The organism is [Scytonema hofmanni] UTEX 2349, from assembly GCF_000582685.1.
GTDB classification, from domain to species: domain Bacteria; phylum Cyanobacteriota; class Cyanobacteriia; order Cyanobacteriales; family Nostocaceae; genus Hassallia; species Hassallia hofmanni.
In genome coordinates, this window is record NZ_KK073767.1 from 55,412 (window position 1) to 76,920 (window position 21,509).

At 45.1% G+C, this 21,509-nt stretch carries 11 protein-coding genes; 6 read left to right on the forward strand and 5 right to left on the reverse strand.

What is annotated here, in order from left to right:
• Positions 1–521: 521 nt before the first annotated feature.
• The 3 genes from TOL9009_RS50715 to TOL9009_RS50725 all read left to right on the forward strand — a co-directional run bounded on the left by TOL9009_RS50715 (position 522) and on the right by TOL9009_RS50725 (position 6,510).
• A complete protein-coding gene (locus tag TOL9009_RS50715) occupies positions 522–3,137 on the forward strand; it encodes a hypothetical protein (protein ID WP_029631618.1) in 2,616 nt (871 codons plus the stop codon).
• Complete coding sequence (locus TOL9009_RS50720; protein ID WP_029631616.1) at positions 3,127–6,126, forward strand: pPIWI_RE module domain-containing protein; 3,000 nt, start codon at positions 3,127–3,129, stop codon at positions 6,124–6,126. Before TOL9009_RS50715 ends, TOL9009_RS50720 begins: the two co-directional genes overlap by 11 nt.
• Positions 6,127–6,252: 126 nt before the next feature.
• Entirely contained in the window at positions 6,253–6,510 is a 258-nt protein-coding gene (locus tag TOL9009_RS50725; RefSeq protein WP_029631614.1) for a hypothetical protein, read from the forward strand.
• 76 nt (positions 6,511–6,586) lie between these two features.
• Here TOL9009_RS50725 and TOL9009_RS50730 read toward each other — a convergent pair whose 3' ends face one another.
• Together TOL9009_RS50730 and TOL9009_RS50735 are read right to left on the reverse strand one after the other, a co-directional pair.
• Entirely contained in the window at positions 6,587–7,432 is an 846-nt protein-coding gene (locus TOL9009_RS50730; protein WP_029631612.1) for a DUF6429 family protein, read from the reverse strand.
• Positions 7,433–7,642: 210 nt separating this feature from the next.
• Positions 7,643–8,638, reverse strand: coding sequence for a tyrosine-type recombinase/integrase (locus tag TOL9009_RS50735; protein WP_029631611.1), 996 nt, complete (start codon positions 8,636–8,638; stop codon positions 7,643–7,645).
• Between the two features lie 670 nt (positions 8,639–9,308).
• Between TOL9009_RS50735 and TOL9009_RS50740 the strand changes: the two genes are divergently transcribed.
• Both TOL9009_RS50740 and TOL9009_RS50745 read left to right on the forward strand, forming a co-directional pair.
• Positions 9,309–10,004: a hypothetical protein gene (locus TOL9009_RS50740; protein ID WP_029631609.1), complete on the forward strand. Its 696-nt coding sequence runs from the start codon at positions 9,309–9,311 to the stop codon at positions 10,002–10,004.
• Positions 10,004–10,828: a sugar phosphate isomerase/epimerase family protein gene (locus tag TOL9009_RS50745; RefSeq protein ID WP_051502806.1), complete on the forward strand. Its 825-nt coding sequence runs from the start codon at positions 10,004–10,006 to the stop codon at positions 10,826–10,828. The genes TOL9009_RS50740 and TOL9009_RS50745 overlap by 1 nt, the downstream gene beginning before the upstream one ends.
• 255 nt (positions 10,829–11,083) lie before the next feature.
• Here TOL9009_RS50745 and TOL9009_RS50750 read toward each other — a convergent pair whose 3' ends face one another.
• A complete protein-coding gene (locus tag TOL9009_RS50750) occupies positions 11,084–15,376 on the reverse strand; it encodes a DEAD/DEAH box helicase (protein WP_199341492.1) in 4,293 nt (1,430 codons plus the stop codon).
• Positions 15,377–15,396: 20 nt separating this feature from the next.
• On the opposite strand from TOL9009_RS50750, the gene TOL9009_RS50755 reads away from it, so the two are divergent.
• Positions 15,397–15,600 (forward strand): hypothetical protein, encoded by a 204-nt coding sequence (locus tag TOL9009_RS50755; protein WP_144238156.1) that lies wholly within the window; start codon positions 15,397–15,399, stop codon positions 15,598–15,600.
• A gap of 922 nt (positions 15,601–16,522) precedes the next feature.
• On the opposite strand, the gene mobV is transcribed toward TOL9009_RS50755, so the two are convergent.
• Together mobV and TOL9009_RS50765 are read right to left on the reverse strand one after the other, a co-directional pair.
• The gene (gene mobV / locus TOL9009_RS50760; protein ID WP_029631604.1) at positions 16,523–18,262 is read right to left on the reverse strand and encodes a MobV family relaxase; all 1,740 of its coding nucleotides are present in this window, start codon (positions 18,260–18,262) and stop codon (positions 16,523–16,525) included.
• Between the two features lie 159 nt (positions 18,263–18,421).
• On the reverse strand, positions 18,422–21,448 hold the full coding sequence (locus TOL9009_RS50765; protein ID WP_029631602.1) for a DEAD/DEAH box helicase: 3,027 nt from the start codon (positions 21,446–21,448) through the stop codon (positions 18,422–18,424).
• Positions 21,449–21,509 lie beyond the last annotated feature (61 nt).

The following is a 21,509-nucleotide window of genomic DNA, read 5'->3' on the forward strand; positions in this document are numbered from 1 at the left end:
TTTGCAGGTTCAGATTCTGGTCATCTGTTGAAAATTCGGGCATAACCTATTAACATACTTTGAACCCTTAACAAGTACATATACTCGTTACTTAACAGGGTATGTTGACTTTGATATAATTACCGAGTTTCGTTACTAAACTTGATTCGGTTTCTGGTTTGCAATCTGGGTGGTCATAACAGTTAAAAAACGACCGTTTATTTGACCTTATAGTTGCAATTAATTCTGGTTCAAATTTTAATATATTTTTGTAAAGTTGAAGCAGTTTTTAAGTAAACTCCCAAACTCCTGTTTGACAGGACTTTGGCTTAGTTGCAAATAATCCTGGTTGAAACCGATGATTGCAGGTTGGTTGCAGTTAATCCTGGCTCAGTTGCAATTAATCCTGGTTGAAGTGTAATTATAGTTGCAAATAATCCTGGTTTGGAAATGCGTTGATTGCAGGTTTGAGTGATTAGTATTGCAGGTTATTACACCTAGCCTCGCTTTTTCAAGACGGACTGGAGATTTCTGCTGCTCCCGTGCTGGGAACCAGCAACCGCTCGCAACATCTAGAAAAAGTCTACGAACCAATTTTAGCGACCAAAGGCGAAGAAATTGAAAAAGGAGCAACACATCCAGCATGGCGTTGGTTTAGTCCAGTCTGCCCCTTATTAGCGTTAGTGCAATCAGAGGATAAGTGGGAGTTTGGTGAGGAACCTTGTCACAATCTTTACCAAAAACAAGCCACTACTACCAAAAATGGCAACGACCGTATTGACGATGATGAGGAATTGGATGCTTTGGAGGAGGGCGAAACTGAAGATAAATATACCTGTCCCTTGTATTACAAATGTCCGCGTCATCAATTAGAACGAGACATTGCTACAGCTTTGGTGTGGGTGTTAACCCCAGCCAGCTTCATCCATACCCGCGTCCCCCCTCAAGTTTTTGCAGAAAAACTTACTTTTGCAGAAGCTGTTTACCGCGAATGTGACTTTCTGTTCGTTGATGAAGCCGATAGGGTACAGGTGCAGTTTGACGAAGCTTGCGCCCCAGATGAAGTTTTAGTCGATGCCTCTGGAAACTCCTTATTAAATAAGCTAGGACTAAAATTCGCCACATCTTTTTACAATTCAGATCGTCGCAGCATGGCAGTTGAACTCGTAGCAGCAGCAAAAAAAGCCAACGACTACGCTCAAATTGCCACCGACCTGATTCTCCCTCGACTCTACAACCACCCAAAACTTGTGGAATGGTTGGGACAAAATCCCTTTACAGGTCGTTCCCTTTTCGCCCATATTATCCGCGACATTTTGGAAACACCGGAAACAGAAGACGACGAACTATCTCCAAAACTCACCCGTGCCAAACGCAGTCAGGAAAGACGCAAGCGGATTGAGGCAGGTTTACCCCCTGAAGAGGAACGCCAACGCCGCAAAATAATCATGCAAACGCTCTCAGGATTTTTGCAGGCTCCCCTCAATCCTCGGAAGGGAAAAGAACTTTCAGAGCTTGCCCTTACGCTACTGAGTGCCGACTCGGATGCAAGGGCATTAGCTGATGTTGCTGATTGGTTACGCAGATGGTTGGAATCTCTGGGAATATCGCTTGCTGATAAAGCTAAGTTTGATGAAGCCACGCACCATATATATTTGGCAATTCTCGTGACGGTACTCAACGATAGACTGGGTTTTCTGGTGGACAACCTAAACGCACTCATGCGAACCCGCGTTCTCGACCTACACGACACCAGTCTTGCTCTTGTGTATCGTCCACCCCGCGATTATCTTCCGGTTGTGCCATCCTCCCCAGTAGGAAATATTTTGGGCTTCAAATATACACGCGATGGGCGTAGCCCCTTAGGAGGCGATCGCACTAACAAATTTGGTGGCAAGCTGGAGTATTTTCGCTATGTTGGGGTTGGTCGCTATTTACTCCTTAATTTCCCCAATCTCTTTGCGGTTGATGGTTGGGATGGTCCCCATACAGTACTGATTTCAGGAACCAGCTACGCTCCTGGCACACCCGCTTATCATATCCGGAAAAACCCTACTATTTTACTAGAATCTGCTAGCAATAATCACACGGCAGGCGATGCCGGAATTGGCGAAAGTGATTTTTTCTTCAGTCCCCAGCGTAATGAGAAAGGAAAGTACATTGCTTTATCAGGAAAGCCACCAGATGAGAGAAGAAAAGCTGCTGACGAGATGGTCAAAGCTATTTGTCACAGTCCAGGACAAGCCAAAAGCTTTCTTACTGAATTATTTGATACTTTAAAAGACCTACAACAGAAAGACCCAGAAAGATGGGGCGATCGCCAACGCTTGCTGCTAATTACTAACAGCTACGACGAAGCCGAATTGGTTGAGTCAATTTTGAAACCTCTTTACCGCGTAGAACATCTGGATGGCATTGCCACCCTGCGCCGTGACAACGCTCCAGCTCACTTTGATGGCATTGCCACCCTGCGCCGTGACAATGCTCCAGCTCACTTAAGCGGTATTCGTCGGGGTAAAATCCGTGACATCGGTAAACTCCCAACCCAAATTGTTATAGTTCCTCTGATGGCACTGGAAAGGGGTCACAATATTCTGAACGAGAACCGGATAGCAGCATTTGGAGCAGCAGTGTTCTTAAGCCGACCGATGCCAGTTCCCGACGATTGGCAAACTACCGTCCAGCAACTCAACAATTGGGCACTGGAAAAATCTTCAGATTTTAGTCTTTATGAAGCACTACAAAAACGAGGCGACGCTCTGACGCTAACGAAGGTAGAAAACGAATTTTATCAGTATGCGGTAGCAAAAATGCTTGACTTGAACTGTCGGGCGATGTCCTTCAAGCAACTGACCTCGGACGAACGTTCTGTACTCTGTTGGACTCAGTTGGTGAGTATTTGGCAAATTATCGGACGTTTGGTACGGGGTGGCGTACCCTGCATTGTCCATTTTCTCGATGTTAAGTTTGCACTCCTATCAGTCGAAAGCAAACTCGACAGCGAAGTCACCTCACTTTTAGTTGGCATTATCAAGGAACTGCAAATCGCTATCGAGGCTGAAGGGAAACAACCTTGGGAAACAACAAGTGCGCGATCGCTTTACGGCGCTTTCTTCAACGCACTCAAACAAACAAAGGAATTACGCTATGAGCTTTAAATATATTCTTCCTGGAGCTTGGGAACTAACTGCTGACATCCAATACGAGCTATTTTCTCTGCTTGTTCCTACTGCATGGCAGCAAGTTGCTAAATCTCTCGCTCAAAAACGAGTCAAGCTCTTAGGCAGGGGTTATCCCTCCGTTCCCGTTTACTCCCTCGACTCCATCATCGGTGGTAGCTTTCCAAGAATTATTAAGACAGAGCGTAACGGTTGGCAACGTACTGGTGTGCCTTGGTTGCTAGCGACAGAACGCGCCGACCTTTCTGATTTACCACATTTTATCAAAGATTGGTTGCGTGAGGAATTTAGCAGTTGTTTGGGAGATGATGAAGTCGAGTCCATTCTGGAAAAGCTTGACAATGATGCTTGGGAGTGGGAAGAAAAACCAATAATCTATCCGTTACGACTTCAAACAAAAAACCCGAACAACATAGATATTCGCTTTCAAGCGATACCAGATTTCCTGGCTTTTGAATTTCTCAAAAAACCACAAATCAATTTTGGCGCTAATAATCAGTACCAACTAACTTTTTACCAAGTGGTCAGCCTCAACAAAGGAGCCGAACTGATGTCGTGGCCTCCCTATCCGGTTCCACTTATTAAATATAAAAAACAAGTCGGTACAGCAGACATCTCGTTTGTCATCCGTTTCAAATTGCAAACAGTTTCTTGGCGCAATGAACCGATAATTTACCACCAACTTTCAATTCGGCGATGGGTCGCCGAGCCTATGGAACGCCTACCATACCGAGGTGCTACTGCTTTTATTGGCGATAATCGACGCTGGTTGGATGGCAAAAATCAACCATTTTGCTTTATTCCTCTTGATATGAAACGTCCCGGAAGGGAAGCAAAATGGCCTAAAGCCATTAGCGAATTACTTAAAATTAACGACTCCCCACTCCCTGACCCTAACACCTTAGCTGGTGAACCACTTTATAACTGGTCAGCAATTGGTGAAGACCCTAGTAGGATACAAGCAGCTATCGCCTACGACTCTCGACATCGTGGTGCTGTACCTTGCCTTCCCGGTGTTAGCCCGCTAGATTTAGCCAGTTTAGATAGGGCTATTCAAAATAATATAGAGCAAGAAAATTGCCCTGTTCGCAGAGTTGGTGAAGCAGTAAAAAAATCAGGTTATGTGCCTTTTTGGGAACCAGGGAAGCCACAAAAGAAAGGTAGTAAAGAAGCTAAAAACCGTGACGATTTATCTACACCAATGCAGCGATCTAAAATCGCTGCACCCGCGACATTTCGTGTTCTTAATAAACAAGCAGGGGAGCCACTTGCACTCAACGAGGAAACCTCTGCAAAGCAGTGGCGTGGAGCAGGGGAAGCAAGAAAAATAGGGGAAGCTAGGAAAGTTGTTTCTTTCAATAATGACGAAGTAGCGGAAGCAGGGGAAGTTAGCAGAGTTACTTCTTTTAATAATGATGAAGCCACTCTTTCCCCTTCATCAGATGTTCCTAAGAATTCTCCAAACACAATACTGATTTTGTGGGAAACCCAAAAATGTCGGGATGAACTGATTGCTGAAATTTGCGAGTTACTTTTATTGTCACAAAAAGGAGAAACAAAAACATATACAACCCCTAGTGAGGTACAAGGAGAAGAAACTATTTACAAAGGTTCTTATGGTTGCCTGTGTATCAAAACTCAGCACGTCTTAGACCTTACACAAATATTCGATTTCGATAATCCTTCTGTAGAAGGCAATAGCCGACAGCAAAAACGCATTAATTGCATGGATCAGCGCATTGATCAAATTGTCTCATCCTTACCCAAACCACAAGAACTGAGTGGTGCCTTAATCGAAATTAAGCCCAAACCCTTAATATCAGAGTCCGACCCCAAGCTAGCATTGCGAATTGGAGCAATGAGAGCTGGCTATGTCAATCAACACATCCACGCTTTAACAAAGATTAAAAAGGACGGCGAAGAATATGTAACCAAAGATGCTCCCAATCGAGTACAAAAAGCTGTATCCGACTTGCTGCGTCAATTTGGGATTTTACCTGCTCCTTTAATCGACCCCGAAAAGGATGGCATTAATTCTGATACTTGGCTGACCTGCTTTCACGTATTACGCCGAACCCGAAAAACAACTGCCAGTAATGCTCCTTCCATTGTAGCGCTGATGATACGAGTTAACCCAGTGATAGGAACAGTGCAGGTTACTACCCCTTCCTTATTTAACACACAAGGCTGGGTATCGTATCCAAAAGCTCTAGGGCACCTGCTTACAGAAAAATGGAACCCTGATTCCTTGAAGAATGAAACCATTGGTGACATTGGCGACCAACAACAGTCGAGCGATATCAAAAACGAACAACAGTTACTCAATAAATTTATTACCGATTGCTTACGCGATTGCTTGAGTACCCCCATTGAAGGGGAAAAACCTCCGCGAGTGCTATTTATGGCAGAAGCACAAAACGCTCGCAGTATGCTGACGTGGCTGAAAAACCCCGAACTACCAGCTAACGATTTACCTGATGCACTAAAACGGCACATGACAGAATCAGAAATAAATCGTTTGTTGGTTGTGCGGTTGCGAGTTGCTGGTGATAGAAGCGAAGTTCCTGTAGCCATTGTCAAAGATTCTCCTGGTAGCAGAACCAATGGTTTATTCTGTTGGCAGGATGTTTGTGATGATAAGGCAATAGCACTTTACTTAAGCATTAGAAAGCTGTTAAATACAGAACCAGGTACAAGCACATTACAACGGAAAGAATCCCGGCTCGATAATGGTAGCTTGCAAGCAGGGAACCCCAAACCATTAGAAATAGCTGTTATTCATCACCCAGGAATTGACCGCGATAAGTTGGCTTGTTTTGTTCATCATCTCAGAGATCGGTGGCCTTATTTTGCAAACGAAGTTTCTTTACCGTTACCTTTCTCGTTTGCAACCTTAGCCAAAGAGTATGCGGTTAGTGCCAAGGATGTAGCGGAATCAGAAGATTTAGAAGAGTCGGACTCGGAGTAAGGAATCTCTTGACTGACACTTAGACTTCCCTGACTTTTTGATGGGATTTACACGCTTTACTCTCTTTAGTACATATGTATTAAAGAGAGTGGTAAATTAATTAAGCCGGAATTGGAGTAGCAGGCAATGACAGACCTAGAAAAAGCTCAACACGCAGCATCCGTATTCGCCAATTACGAATTTCAGGGCATTGCGGTATGGATGATTGAAGAAACTCAAACAAATTACCAGGTGTTTGGTCAACCTTCCTCACCAATTGACCTAGACAGGATTAGCCACAAGAGCAAGCAGAAGTACATTGTAAATGTTGTAGGCGGTCTAGGTACGCGGTATACAGCGGAAGAAGCTTACTTGATGGCGCGTTCTCTAGAGAGAGGTGATTAAACAATATCAACTACCCTGTCCTAAAATGGGACGGGGTATCTTCAGCAGTTTAATAAAAAAGTAATTTGAGTAGAATTTATTCTTCTTCTTGTTCCTCCTGTAAAATATTTAATTGGCTCTGATAATTAATGTATTCTTCATGATATTCTCGCTGCTTTAGTAGGCTTCCTACTCCATCAAGATTAATATGGAGTAGGATATCTCTCGCTTCTTTCATTCCTTTTTTAGTCATGGTGAGAGTTTTTCTCGTTGTTGAAAGTTCTAATAATCCTTCTGCCTCTAAACGATTAACTATCTCAAAATTAAATCCGTTCCAAAAGCTAATTCCGACAAAATTATCTTTGCAGTGTTTATTCTTGGGGTTGACAAGATAAGGATTATATTCATCCCAACCAGAAAGATATATAAGCATTAGATATAAAGGTTTTATAACTTTATAATTTTCCATAAATAGTCTTAATTGGTCTTGCCTTATTTCAAATTCATCTACAAGGCTACAGGCTTGACTATAGGAATCACCAGCAGTATTTGAAAAATAGGTAGTCTGTTGCAATTCTGCTTCTTTAGTGCATTGTGCAACAAATTTATTTCCGTATTTATCTGATTCTGGAAGCTCAAAAACAGTAATTGTCCATCCTTGCCTATTTTTACTGTAAAGTTCTTTCTTGTTTGCTAGTAGTCTTTCTCTTTCTGCTTGTTTTATCGCTTTTTCTTCTGCTAATTTTCGTTCTTTTTCTGCTTGTTCCCTAGCCTGTTTTATTTCATAAGCATCATCAGTAACGTTTAGCTTTTTGTTGACAAGACGCCATAATTCATCGTGTTTGGCGTATATGCCTTTGACTGTTAAACTATCAATAAAATCTTGACCGCAGAGTTGAATAGCATTTTTTTTCAAAGCTGGTAAGGAGCGTGAATGCTTCAAAATTTTTCTTCTCCATTTTTAATTCCAAACATCTTAACTAAAAAGTTACCACGGTTCATGAGTCGTGAGCGTTTAATTCCGAGATAAGATAACTTGGTTTTAATTTATTCTATCCAACCCGATGTTGTATATCATGCAGATGGTTATGAATAAACCAAGAAGTATTTTGACATGCATTCTTCTGTGGAAGTAGATTAATTTGATTACTGCTTAATTACCTTTACCCCGCCCACTGTAAGGTACATCCAACAAATCAACCGCCCGTTTCTTCGCCGCTTCCCCACGCCGATCGTACTTACTCGTAGTGTTTGGCGACGCATGACCTGCAAGGTGAGCTACAGTGACAATATCCGCCCCTGCATCTAATAAATTACCAATAAAAGTTCTTCTAAAATCGTGGGGCGTAAACCCCTCCACACCCGCACGTTCCCCACGTCGTTGCAAAGCCCGCAATACCCCTTGCTCGCTCATGCGTCTTGGTATAATTTTATGTCCCTTGTCCAACGGATAAAACAACGCTCCCGCCTCTTTCCCCCTGATAAGTAACCAATCTTGCACAGCCCGTACACTAGCTAATGGTAAGTATACAATTCGCTCCGAACGCCCCTTAGCTTCGCGGATAGTCAGCGATCGACTGCGCGGCTTAAAATCGGTCAAATCAAGGTGCGCGATTTCACTACGGCGCAACCCAACCGTCAAAACCCCCAGCAGCGCCGCATCCCTCGCCCCTAAATTTGAGTTATCCCGTATACAATCATCCCATAATGCAGTAATTTCCTCCGGATCGAGCGATCGCCCTTTCAGCAAACTCTTCCCCCGCACAGATTCAATATCAGTCGCTCGTCCATACTCATCCGTGGACATCAACCCCAACCGCCATGCCTCTTTTAGCGTTCGTCGCAACGCACATAACATCTTGTTCGCCATCGCCGGACTGTATTTTTCCATCAGCACCGACCTAACCGCAGCCGTGTGTTGGTATCTTAGTTTCGACCAATCAATAGTTGTTGCATCGCAAGCATCGTTAGTGAGGAGTTTCGCTATATTATTGAGAGCTTCGCGCATCGTGCGTCGGGAACCTTCACCTAGCGATCGCAAGTAAACCTCAGCTGGGTGTAAAGTTAGCGGTACCGGTAAGGGATACGCCAGCGATTCAGGAGAAAAATTGGAATTTGCGTAGACACTTTGCGGCTTGTCGTCAGACATCGCATCTTTTGGTCACGAACGAATTGGGCGGAGTTACTTAACATATCCTCCACCAAATGAAGCACCCAAGAGCAATAATTCTGTAGGTGAATAAAACAATTAGACAACTATAGCATCTCAAACCCTTAAGATTATCGTACATAGCTTTTATTAAACAATTTATAAAAAGCCTTTTGTCGCAATATTTTAGTTCTAGAGAGCCGATCCACTAATATATGTTGACAAAAACAAACATTTTATGCACTATTTCAAAATGTCCATTTTAGCCTCAATACCTAAGGGATGATTTTTAGCGATGTTCCATAGAAACCGCTACATCGCCCAAGCGCGTTGCAATCTTTGTGTCCGCCCTTCCCTTTTTCTCCCAGGCGATCGTAGCGATAAGCCATTCGGCTTAAGGGCTTTGCCCTATCGCATTTAAACTTCGGCTTAAATGTTGCGAAGCCGGGCACACACATATTCCACATGTGAACGTCAACTCCTTCTACTGGGCTGGCTCTCTAGTTTGTCATCCACTAGTTCATAGCGGTTATCAGTGATATATTAGTACAAAAGAACTATTACCCGAGTTTGCAATTTCTGCTTTCCTGCAACAGTCATTAATAAGAACGCACTCGTTTTCCTCCGTCGCTTTCATCCGCACAGTTTCCAAACTTCATGAGAGGTCTAGATGACAAATTCTGATTCCCTACTTTCTGGTTATCAAGCATTGGTGCAAAATCATGCCTTTTCGTTCGACCCAGAAATTACAGCCCTCAAACAGCTAGTAGAAGCACGAATGCAAGAACTTCGTTCAAGAGAACAGGCACTGGTGTCAGCACAGGCAATAGAACTGAAACGCATCACCGATGCCCTGGCTACGGATGCGAGGTGTTTGCTGCCAACACCAGAATTGAGCGCGTTTGTGCAGGAGTTCAAGCGAATGTCTCGCCCTTGGTACTCTCAGAAACCAGAGTCTCCCATCGCAGACGACCCAACTACTTGGTTATTGGCAACACTCTCACTACCGATAAGTTTAAGCAACTACCAGACCTCTGTTGACCCTAACGCCTATGATGACGAACGCACCCATATCCTGTACAGCTATTCTCTGTCTTTGAGGTTAGGCAATGCTGAACGTGTTGTTGAGATACCTTACAAACGTACCTACAACCTCAACGAACACAGAGATTTTTCTCTAAAAGAACAAATTGATTTCTACATCGCAGGTGATGTGGATGACTTGCTCAGAGAGATAAAGCACCCAGAAGCAGAAATAAATCAATTGACGGCTGAATTAAGCGCTTTGGTGGGGTATGCCACTTCATTGTTTGCCCTCACGCCGAGAACTGCAAACTTTGAATATACATCAACGCAGGAGGACTAATGGAGTTGTATCTCAGTTTGTCTGCTTACGGTGGAGTGTCAACCCGTGAAGCATTGACGGTGTTTTGGGAAGCAGGAATTCGGCATGTTGAACTGGCAATCGGTCCCTTGCCCGATACCGATGCAGTGCAGGCAATCCAGGATTTTAGGCAACAAGGAATGGTCTATCGAGCGCACCATGCCTTCGTCTGGGGCGATCGCCACTATCCTTTTAATTTAGCGCGTTCACAAGACTGGGATTATTTCGAGCGACTAACAGACTTCTTAGCTTATGAAGGCATCACAGCTTATTCAGTGCATGGTGGGAATTTTCCAACGGTCAGCGATCGCGCCAAAGCCTATGCAACATTTCTCGAAAACGTCCATTGCCTCCACCAGCTTTGCCAAACGCGAGGCATTGTTCTCGGTGTCGAAACGATGTATCCCACACTCCCTACTAGCACTAAAGAGAACCTTTTGGACAATGCCTCGGAAGTTGCCCAGTTTTGCCAAGATGCCCCTCAAATCAAGATAGTTGTTGACTTAGCACACCTCAATATTTGGCATCACCACAGCAATTCTTCAAAACTACAATGGTTGAAACTCCCACGCCTAAGACTTTTAGAGATTCACATCTCCGACAATGACGGGCGGCATGACACCCACTCCCGCATTACACAAAAAACTTGGTGGGTATCGCAGATTACTCAATTCCCAACGGTCGTTCCGCTTGTGCTAGAGAGTCGATTGAATCGGTTGCCTGTGTCGGTTGTGCAGCAAGAGTATGGTCGCATTGCTGCCCTGATTAGAGCCGCGCACTTTGAGGGCGGACGATGGAATATTTGAATCAAAACTCCTGGAAGCAATTTGAAGATATGTTGTGAGAATACCTTTTCTCTCCACCCATTTGGGGTAAAAGTCTCGTAGCGCTGAAATTTTGGAAAGAAGAAGTGAAATCGGCACTTGCCTCCACGAGATAGTTTATAAGCAGGCAACTTAAAATAAACAAGTGGTATCGGTTAGGCTGCTTTCACTCCACTTATATTTACTGAGTAAATCTTTGCACAACCCGCTTGCTGCAAGGCATCCATCAACTCTCGGTTATACCCCAATCAACTCTAGTAACGCCTCTGTCGATATCTTGCCACTGATATCAGTACCTTCCAGCAGACTGTCTGCCAAATCTCGCTTGTGCTGATGCAAGTCCACAATCTTATCTTCAATAGTATCTTTCGCTACTAGGCGATAGATAGTCACCGGGCGTTGTTGACCGATGCGATGGGCACGGTCTGAGGCTTGGTCTTCGACGGCGGGATTCCACCAGGGGTCCATGTGAATGACGTAATCAGCGGCAGTAAGATTGAGACCAGTACCGCCCGCCTTCAGGCTAATCAAAAACACATCTCCTGACCCAGCCTGGAAAGCATCCACCCGTTTTTTACGCTCTGGAGCTGGGGTACTGCCGTCTAAGTATTGATAATTAATACCTTGCTTATCCAGATAATCGCGGATGATGTGCAAATGGTCAACAAACTGACTAAACACAAGGGCCTTATGGCGATTCTCCAGTAAATCTCCTAGCACCTCAGCAAAAAGGTGCAATTTCGAGCTGGATAGTTCAGTGTCAGGCATAACCAAACTAGGATTACAACAAGCACGGCGCAGTCTCATAATTTCTGCCAGCACTTGCAGGTGTTTGTGACCAGCAGTTGCCTCACTTTCGGTCAGTTTAGATATTGCCTCACGGCGCAACGCTTCATAGAAAGCCATTTCCTCCCGACTTAACTCCACATGTAACAGAATTTCGGTACGATTCGGCAATTCTTCCAGCACCTGATTTTTCAGACGCCGCAACAGAAATGGTTGAATGAGTTTTTTCAGTTTGTTGCGTGCAAGTTTATCTTGAAATTTCTCAATGGGGATAGCAAAGCGTTGATTGAAGCTTTCAAAGGAACCCAGTAACCCAGGATTAATAAAGCGGAACAAATTCCACAGTTCGCCGAGGTGGTTCTCAATCGGAGTCCCGGTGGTAATCAGTTTGAAACTACCTTTGAGGTTCATTGCAGCCTGAGAACGTTTGGTAGTCATATTTTTGATTGCCTGGGCTTCATCCAGCACAATTGTTTGCCACTGCACCTGGGATAGCATTTGGGATACTTCTTCCTGTTGCAACAGACCGTAGCTGCACACCAACATATCAAATGGTTGCAAGTTGTTAAGTAATTGCTGGCGACTCCCCGTAGACGATGCTTCTTTACGGGAGGTTTCTCTACGAGAGGTTTCACCAACACCAACGCGATCGCTCCCACCAAATTGAATAATATTAAGAGTAGGAGCGAACCTCTGCGCTTCACTCACCCAATTCATGCACACCGAAGTGGGGGCAACAATCAGGGTTGGCCCCTCATGAGCGTTTCTGAGGATAACAGCCAATGCCTGCACGGTCTTACCGAGTCCCATTTGGTCTGCCAAACAAGCTCCCACACCCCAATGAGCTAACCGCGCCAGCCAACTAAACCCCTCCATCTGGTAATCACGGAGTTCTGCTTGAAACGTAGATGGAAGTTCCGGTTGGAGGCTTTGCACTTCCTTGAGACGCTCGATGTGTGCCTTCCAGTGTTTGTCTGCTTTCTGGATGCCTACCTCCTCTACCAAATCCTCTAAGCCTAATGTTGCCAAGGGGTGAAAGCGTATACCTTTACTATGTTTTTCTGAAAATGCCCGCAATTCATCAAGGCGTTTGCGAAACGCTTGGGTTAAAGCCAGGAATTGACCGTCACCAAGAGGGATAAAACGACTTGGGGTTTTATCCAATAGTTCTAGTAGTTGCTGCATATCCAGCACTAAATCTTTATCCAATTTCAACTCGCCAGTAGCAGCAAACCAATCTTGCTGGCGTTGAATGGACATCTGAAAATCTTTGAGGTCAGCTTGGTGCTTGACACGCAGTTTTTCTCCTTCCGGCCATTCCAGTACTACAGTGTCCAAGAGTGCTTGGAGTTCTAGCAGCAGTTCCAAACAGTCTTCTGGGTCTTCTATGAGCCATTCACCATCTTGTGCTTCAGCACGAGTCAAGGTGGGACAGGCTTTTATGGCGGCATTGGCAAGTTGCTTTTCTTCATGCAGATTTCGTCTGGTTTGCAGACGCTTGCCGTCAATCTCTGCAATCACAGTTTCGCCCCCCGCACCAGGACGGTAGTAGGGGCCACCTTGGGCAAAGGGACGAGATAGCAGGGATACTTTCAATCCGGCATTGGCAGGCAACAGGTGAATATGGGGTATAGTCTGGGCTGGTACTTCTTCAGATCCGGCCATTCCACCACCGATATCAGAATGCACGGTGACGATTCCAGAGACAGCATTGATGGCGGCTAAGACTTGCTTAGAGGCAGTAGCGGGTACGTTGAGCCGATTTTCTTTACCGATAATCTCGGCAATGCGTCGGTGTTCGGCACTAATTTCAATCACTTTGATGCGGGTTGGGGTTTCCTTGACAGCGAGGATATTCTGTGATGCCTCTAGTTTGGGAGAAAATTCCAAAGTTAAGCGTTCTCGCTTGCCTTTTTTAACAATTAGTTCTGGTTCTCCCTTGACAATTTCCACGCGGGTGGTTGGTGCATCTTCCCAAAATACCAAGGGATGTCCAATTAACGCAGAGATTGCCTTGGCGCTGAAAGTATACTCAGTTTTGCCGTGATATCCGTAGTCGTAAGAAGTAAATGTTTCAATGCAGCCACATACCCGGATATCCTGGGGCGTGAGATAATCAAACTCACCCAGATTGCCGCTTAAACGCTTGATGGCTATCGGGCGACCCTTACTCCACTCACCTTTGGCGTTAACCTTTTGCTCGCGGGGTTGCAGGATACATTTGCTGGGATAGAAAGTAATAAACCATGCCAAGCGCAGTTCTGCTTCAGCTTTTACAGCTGCTTGGGGTTCCTTCTGGAGATTTGCCAGTGCGTTTAAGCACATCTCCCAAGGTTCTTGTGGCTGCATTACGTCAATAATGCTGTCGATACCGATATCTTCGCCCAGGATTTCTGCCTGGGTTTCATAGCTGCTGTTCGGTTTGAGTCGGGACAAGAGTTCTGCACTCTCCATCGCCAACCAGTGATAACCAGATGTTACAGCTTGCTGGTAAAATTCCTCTAACAATCTGGGCAGGTGCTTTTTGGCTCTGTCGGCATCTACCCAGTAATGGCACAGAGCGAAAAACAGGGTTTCTAGGCTGTTGTGTTCTTCAGGGAATAAGATACGGTTGCTGAGGATGAATTCTTTTTGCGCGATGTCGCCTAATTGGACTTGCAGCAAGATTTTCAACTGTGCATAAATCGACCTCAGCCAATGGTCTGACTGACGTGCAAGCAGACTGGTGTAATCAAGTGCTTCTTGGAGACTGTCCCGCGAACCATCTTTTAACAGTGCCAAAATAAAAAACAAGCCGCCCATAGTGCTAAAATACACTTGACGCTTGCCTGTGGCTTTTTTGAGGGCTTTGAGACCAGCAGTGTAATTTGCGATCGCTTGCTGATTATTGCCACGTAAAAAATTCAACCAACCCTTGTATACGGCGGCTTCCGCTTGATAATCGTCGGATATGCACTCCAAACTCTCTTGTGCTTCTTGTATACAACCTCGTAGCAGCAGTTGTTCTGTCAAAATTAGGTGCAAGTAATCTGAGGAATGTCCACTCGAAGTAGCGCATTCTTCTTGAAGTAGGGCAAAGGCAACATCTGCGGGAGAACATAAGAGCGCTGCATTGATGAGGATGATAGATATGCAGCTGTCATACAATTCTTGTGGCAGGGTGCGAAACCAATCTGCATCGAATGGGTTAGTGCATACTTGCTCGAAGATATTTTCTATGGATATCTTGTCTTTGCTGTTATTGTATCTGTTGTAATCTTCAATCTGTTTGTTAATGAAACTGAGGTTCTGGCTGTAAAGACCAATGCGGATTTCTCGGATAAATTGGCTCGCGCTCTGGAAATACAGTGGCCCATCTTGCCAACGAGCTTTTACTCCTAACTTATCATGCACGGTTTTTGCCATGACTTCAAAACATCCGGCTTTCACTGCCGAGCGAGTAGCAATCTCTACCAGTAACGGATGGCACTGAGGCCCCTGTCCTTGTTCTTGAACCAGCAAGCCTGCTGCTAGCAATCCATCAATATAGGGCTTTAATGTAGCGTTAACGAAAGGCTTGTAGTTGCGATCGCGCGCACCGATGTAATTCAAACAGTCTAAGAACGAAGTTCTGTTGATCGGTTCGTAAATTACCGAGAACAATTGGACAATCTTTTCTTCCAGTGGTAGTAGCTGACGGTACGTTTGGGCGAGTTGCGTTTGTAGTTTTTGGTTATCAGCCTCAGAATCGGTCATGGTAATCATCGGGCGCGTTACATCCACTCATGATAAATTTTTGTACCGTTAGGGTATTTTACATCCATAACGTACCAGTTGTTCTTAGGCGATCGCAAAACGATATCCGCATCACCACACTTTTTGAGCTAGACATTTTAGGGAAAACCGTACCCAATAAATTCGTATTGTTACTACCTTTTATTCAGTCAAAATTTAGGTGCGGTAATCCTGAATTTAATAAGTGCGATTAACCGTATTTCCAGTCATGATAATTCGCAATATACTAATAATCAAAGCAATGATCAAGCCTGAATAAAGTAAAGAAAGACTTACAAATTGGAGAGAGTTCTGGTATTAGTACGCTACAAACCCTGGCAATAATTGAACGCACTGCAACGTCAAATCGACTCCTTATTTGAAGATTTCCAAGCACCCACTTTGGCTAGAGCCATAGCAGCCGAACTGCTTTAGTTGTGAAATTTCCGGCAACAGGCTTAACCCAAGGCTACCAAACTTCAGATCCAAACTGAATTTCCCAACAAATAGGTACTAGATAACTTTTCAGTACCTATTTAATAGGTATCGTACCTATTTATTCCGCCAACGCGCATCCGGACCTCGCCCCAAACATTATCGGCTTTGTGATGATTTTTACATGGCTCTAAAGCTTTATTGGTAATGATTTGAGCCTTTTCATCTTTTTCGATCACGTACAATTTTTGCTAAATGTTACGTTCTCTCCTTTTTCAGCAGTCACGTTGCCAATAACGTTATTGGCAAATTCACTCTTCATTCAGTAATTTGATGGCGATAATTGCCAATAACGTTATTGGCAGCTGAAAATGCATGAAGTGATTTGATAAGGATGGGGTGGTCAAGGGACGGACACATGGTGGACTACACATGGTGGACTAAAAGAATTACGAACTCACGGAAGGAATGAAATTTTCTCTAACGAGCCTTTTTCCATAACCGCATCCTTCTTCTAGGCTCCACTCCTCTTGATTTCAATAAGTTCCAGCTTTAATGGGTAGCTGTAGCGATGCCTTAGTTGTGCGTCGGCTTCACTTCTCAATCGCGGAGACGCTGCGCTCTCCTGGACGCTCCTTGATGTGCCAACGGCGGTAGTCTCCCTGACCATCGCCTGCTGGCGCCTGAACATCCAACAACCCATTAAAGCTCCATTCCCCCACCACCAATAGATTTCTGTTTCTGTTGCGCTTGTCTATTCATCTGCTCTCGAACTTGCTGTTGACTAATTCGTAGCTGCTCATTCCAAGTTTCACCCTGTTGGGGTTTAACTCTGGTTGCTTCAGGCAGTTGCTCCATCACTTGTTGAGCTAGCTTTTCCCCCGACTCACCAGCACCATAAGCCACAAAGATTTCACCGCCACGCTCCATTGAGGAGTGCATTAACTCCATTGGCAGGGCATCAGTTCCATTTGTTGCCAAATAGAGAGTGGGGACTTTGGGATTGGGATACAAGGAAACTATTGACAAAACCTCAATAGGAGACTCTACTAGTGCAATTCTTTGTAAGTCTCCCTGACCTAATCCTACCCCAAACCAGCCTTCGTCTCGACTTGAACCGAGTGCTAACCCATTAAAGCCACTTCCCTTCATACTGGCTCCCGTGACACTACCGCGCCTAAGTTGTCCATCAGTGCAGTGCATAGCCTGTTGCAAGAATACAGCATTTCCTTGGGCATCAGCATAGATGCGCCCTACCGAGTGCGTCTTGTCCACCAAGTTTTCTCTCAGTCCACAAGTCTCGACCAGGTGGTGTCTCAAGAGCGACCACTTATCTTCATCCGGTGCTGGTGGTTCAAACTGTGGAACTCTTTTGGTGGCAATAATATCCTCTGCTTGTCGTTGGGACTTAGCTGTAGTGGCAGCGATCGCTTTTGTCTCCCCAAATCTATCAGCTAACCAAGCAACACTTGAGGGGTAGTCATAGTCCATAACGTGCTGCACCAGTTCTATCGCACCCTCACCATTGGTTTGTGTCCCAGAGTCGGAGAACTTAGTTGCGTTTATTTCCAGCACAATCCCTGCACCAATCCAGCGATTCTCCAAATCATTATTGCCTGACAACCCAAGTTCATAAGCCACATCTTCTAGAGGGATGTCTTGCAGCTGTTCTGATTGTTGTGCCAGTTGCTTCTTGAGCTTGCGAATTTGTAATTGCAACCGCTGGTTTTGTTGCCTCAATCGGTCAGCTGACGCTTGTGCTGCCTTAGCAGTAGCTTCCATCTCCCTACGCTGACGTTCGGCTCTATCCCTGTCTCTGGCTTTGTCGAGCAGCACGTCCATATCCAACGTATGGTCAGCGTTAATATTGCTGTAATATTGCTGGATGTCGATGTGCGTAGCCTTACTGCCTCGTATCCCCCGTTCTAAACCGAGTGGCTGCATGGCTTCAGCATAATCATCTTGCCATTTCCTCAAAATTTTGGGAGAGCCAAAGATGCCATTACAGTTGAGCTTGCCTTTTTCATCAATGGGAACCAAGTGAGCCTGAATATGGGGAGTGGCTTCATCTCGGTGCAGGACAGCGGACACAATGCGATCGCCAAATCGCTCACTCAACCACTGCTCGTTCAGCTTCACCCAGGCTTCTAATTTGTCATCCTCATATAACCCTGCTTCCGCTACACTGTCGTGACGAAAATATTCTGGAGAAGCAGCCAGTAACATATCTACACAAAGCACTGCATTCTTGCGAATCGTTTGCTCATTTATGCGATCGCGCACAGCCTGTACTAAATCCTGTTTAGGATTGCCAATCAGCCAGATATTTTCTTGATTGGGGTTAGCATTAGGTGTTTCTCTGGTACGCTGGGCGTGACTGGCACTGCCAGCGATTTGTCCCCAAGTTTTTTGCTTTTCAATGCGAAAGATTGCGTAAGCCATCGGCTTGTCCTTTATCAATCTCTCCTGTTTAATTGTGCTTTGGAGGAGTGTAAAAGCTGAATGATTTTACAAATTCCGTAGTAAGTATATTTATTATATTTTAATTGCTTCTTGGATAAGCCTTTCTTTAACTGACACGTCCCCACAATCGGGGTGCGCTCACGGGAACGAGCGAATTTCTCCATGCTGCCGAATATGCTCTACTAACATCTTGGTGTGACCACCTCCTTGCTCCAGATGCTCTAAATTCCCCACCAAAATAAATAATTCCCTAGCACGACTCACAGCCACATTCAGCAGATTCGGTCGGCGATTAATAAACCACAGCGAATCTTCTTTACGGCACTGGCGAGTGGATAGGAGAATCACCGATTTCTCGCCCCCTTGAAAGGTGTGAATTGTCCCAATGCTGTTATTGCTAAAATCTTTCCAGCGTGAGCATAAACGAGACCCAAGGGCGTTGGCTTGACGACGATAAGGCGAAATTACCCCAATTGTTTTTTCCGAGTCAGGCGAATCAATGCAGTAACCATACTTAAGCAGCTCCTCAATAATCGCTTCGACGGCTCTCGTTTCTTCAGGGTTTGTGTGGGATTCGTACTTGCCTTCGACGTGGTAAGCAATCAAGTTGGAACCAAGTGCAGAAGCTTTGTCGGGGGTTTTGATGATTAAGCCATAGTTACAGAGGCGATCTGAAAAAGTGATAATGGGTGGAACACAGCGGTGGTGTTCTTTGAGAATAATTCCGTTGCCCAAGTCTCCCGATTGACCACTAGCTCCTGCTGCTCGGTGATACGCGGTTGCTGTGTCGCAAGCTGTGGGACTGTAACGGTCATAGTCTGACTCGCTCAGTCCCCGTTTGAAAAAAGCCTGCGTGCAATATTGTTCTAGAGTTTGTTTGCTAAAGCTAATAACTGGCTCCAACTGCAAGGGGTCGCCCACCACAAGAGCCTTTTTGCAGCGCACGAGGGCAGGAAATAGCTGATGGACGGGAATCATCCCGGCTTCATCGACAATCAGCTGGTCAATGCAGCCACTGTCAGGATAGGGCAGTAGATTGCGGACAGAGTGCAGCGTTGAAGTGATAACTGGAAACAGCAGGCTGAGGTCAGAGTAAATATTTCGCCAGTCACGCCCAAAGGAGCGGTAAGCCTCCCATTCGCCACTCAAAACACTAATGTAAGTCTTTAAAGAGGCAATAACTTCATGCTTGCGTTGTAGTGCTTGGAGTTGCAGATACTGCCAAGACCACTCAAATAATTGCACAGAAAGCGGGTGGTGTTCGGTGTAGAAGCGAGTGTAAAAATCTTGAGTGGGATAGCCAGCCAACCGTTTTTCAACTTGTTGTTTCTCAGCAACAAGGTCATCTTGACGGCGTTGGAGCGAGTCTAAATGGGTTTGAGTGTCAGCCAATTTCTGAAATTTGGCGTGCCACTGGTGTGCTGCTTCTAGTTGTAAAGCGACAGAGGAGCAAGCAGCAGACAGAGATTCCCTGGTGAGAGGAATTTGAAAGGGAAAGGGTGTTGCTAGGGTAGCCAGAATCGGAGCTGAAATCTGTTTGTGCAACTTTCGTAGGATGTGTGCCTCAGTGGTTCTGGTCAGCTTTTGCCAGAATCTCGTGAGCCAGTGCCGCAATCGCACCCACCAATTACCATTTTTACGATTAAATTGGGAGCGGTCTACATGTGGAAGCGATCGCTTGGCATTGTCCAAATGCGGTTTGATTATCTGGTAGGCTTCTAGGGGGAATTGGGAGTAGTCGGGTTCGGAATATGGTAGCTGTTGTTGAAGTTGCTGCTTAATCTGAGGCGTTTCTATCTCAACAGACAGAGCTTCGATATTCTCAACAAGCTCTCGAAGCAGTTGTTCATCCTCTGCCCGTTGTTGAAGTTGTCTTTGGTCAAACTCTAGTTGAGAATGCAGTTGGTTGACTCCTGCCAACAATTTTTCCGACACTTCCTGGCATTCGGTTTCGTTAAAAGTCTCCTTCTGTAACCAGTCAATGGCAGCTTGTAGTTTGGGTATAACAAGTTTTGTGATTAACTCTTTGGAGCCTCCTGATAAGTAAAATCGGTCGGTTGGAAAGTCTTGAGCTAATCGTTGCTCAACATTGGAGACAGCCCGATTATTCGTACTGGTAACAAGGGTCAGATTACTTTCATCTTGTCCCGTTTGCGCCAACTGCACAGCCCGCTTAACGACTTGCTGGGCTATTTTGTGCAACAGCAAGGTAGTCTTGCCATTTCCCGGAGGACCAATAACGGCAGTGATGGGGTTCTCTTGGGAGGGTCTTTCCGTAGACTCCGGTGGACAGCCTTGTTTTGTAGATCCGCGATTCCCCACGACATTTTTTGATGTTCGCGCTTGCGTCTTAGAAGGAGAAGGCTGTCCACCGGAGTCAAGGATTGGTGTAGCGGTGTGTTTGAGAGCCACTGCTTGAGAGTCAGTGGGGGGATGAGTTGGAAAAGCTCCCAGAAACAGTATCTCGTGGTGTTGTGGTTGGGGTTGCCCGAACAGATATTCACAAGCGGGATGACCATCATCTGCCCACTCCCACTGCGGCTGCTCTAATATTTTCTGTAAGTCTTTTTTGAGATTGTAATTGTAAGCAACGAAGTCGAAGTGCAGCAGATAGGGAGCGCGTTTGGTTGTGTAAGGTTTGACTGGCAAGTCAACAAGGTCAATAAAGTCTTGCAGATTGGTGAAAGATTGCTTAAAGGTGGTTTCTAAGAAGACCTTGAGACCTTCTTTTATGACTAAGGCTTCGATTTCTTCTTCGTCAAGCTGATACAATTCCATCAAGTTTGGGGGAACGGGTTGGAACTCAAAAGAAGTCAAATCCCAACCTTTAGCGCGGTAGTTGCCTTGAAAGATGCTAGAAATATCAATCTTGAATAGGGGATAAAATCGGCGACTGCCTTCAATTGCCCGCCAAATCTGAGGCAAAGCTACAGCCATTTGAAAGTCATTATTTTTCCCTTTCTTCTTGAGCGCAAGGAATTGTTGTTTGAGTTGTTTAAATAAGGATTCTTCTATAAGCAGATTATCGCCGACCAGGGAGATGCCTTTGTCAAAGATTTGGTTATCATCGTCGGCAGCATCAACTTCAGCATGGGAGAGGTTTTCCAGATAAAAGAAATCCAACCAAGCGTTCAGTAGCTGATCAATCTTATGCTTATCTAGCATTGTCAGGAAAGGGCGATCGACTTTGGCTTTAAATGCTAGTGTAGTTTATTAATTTTGCTTT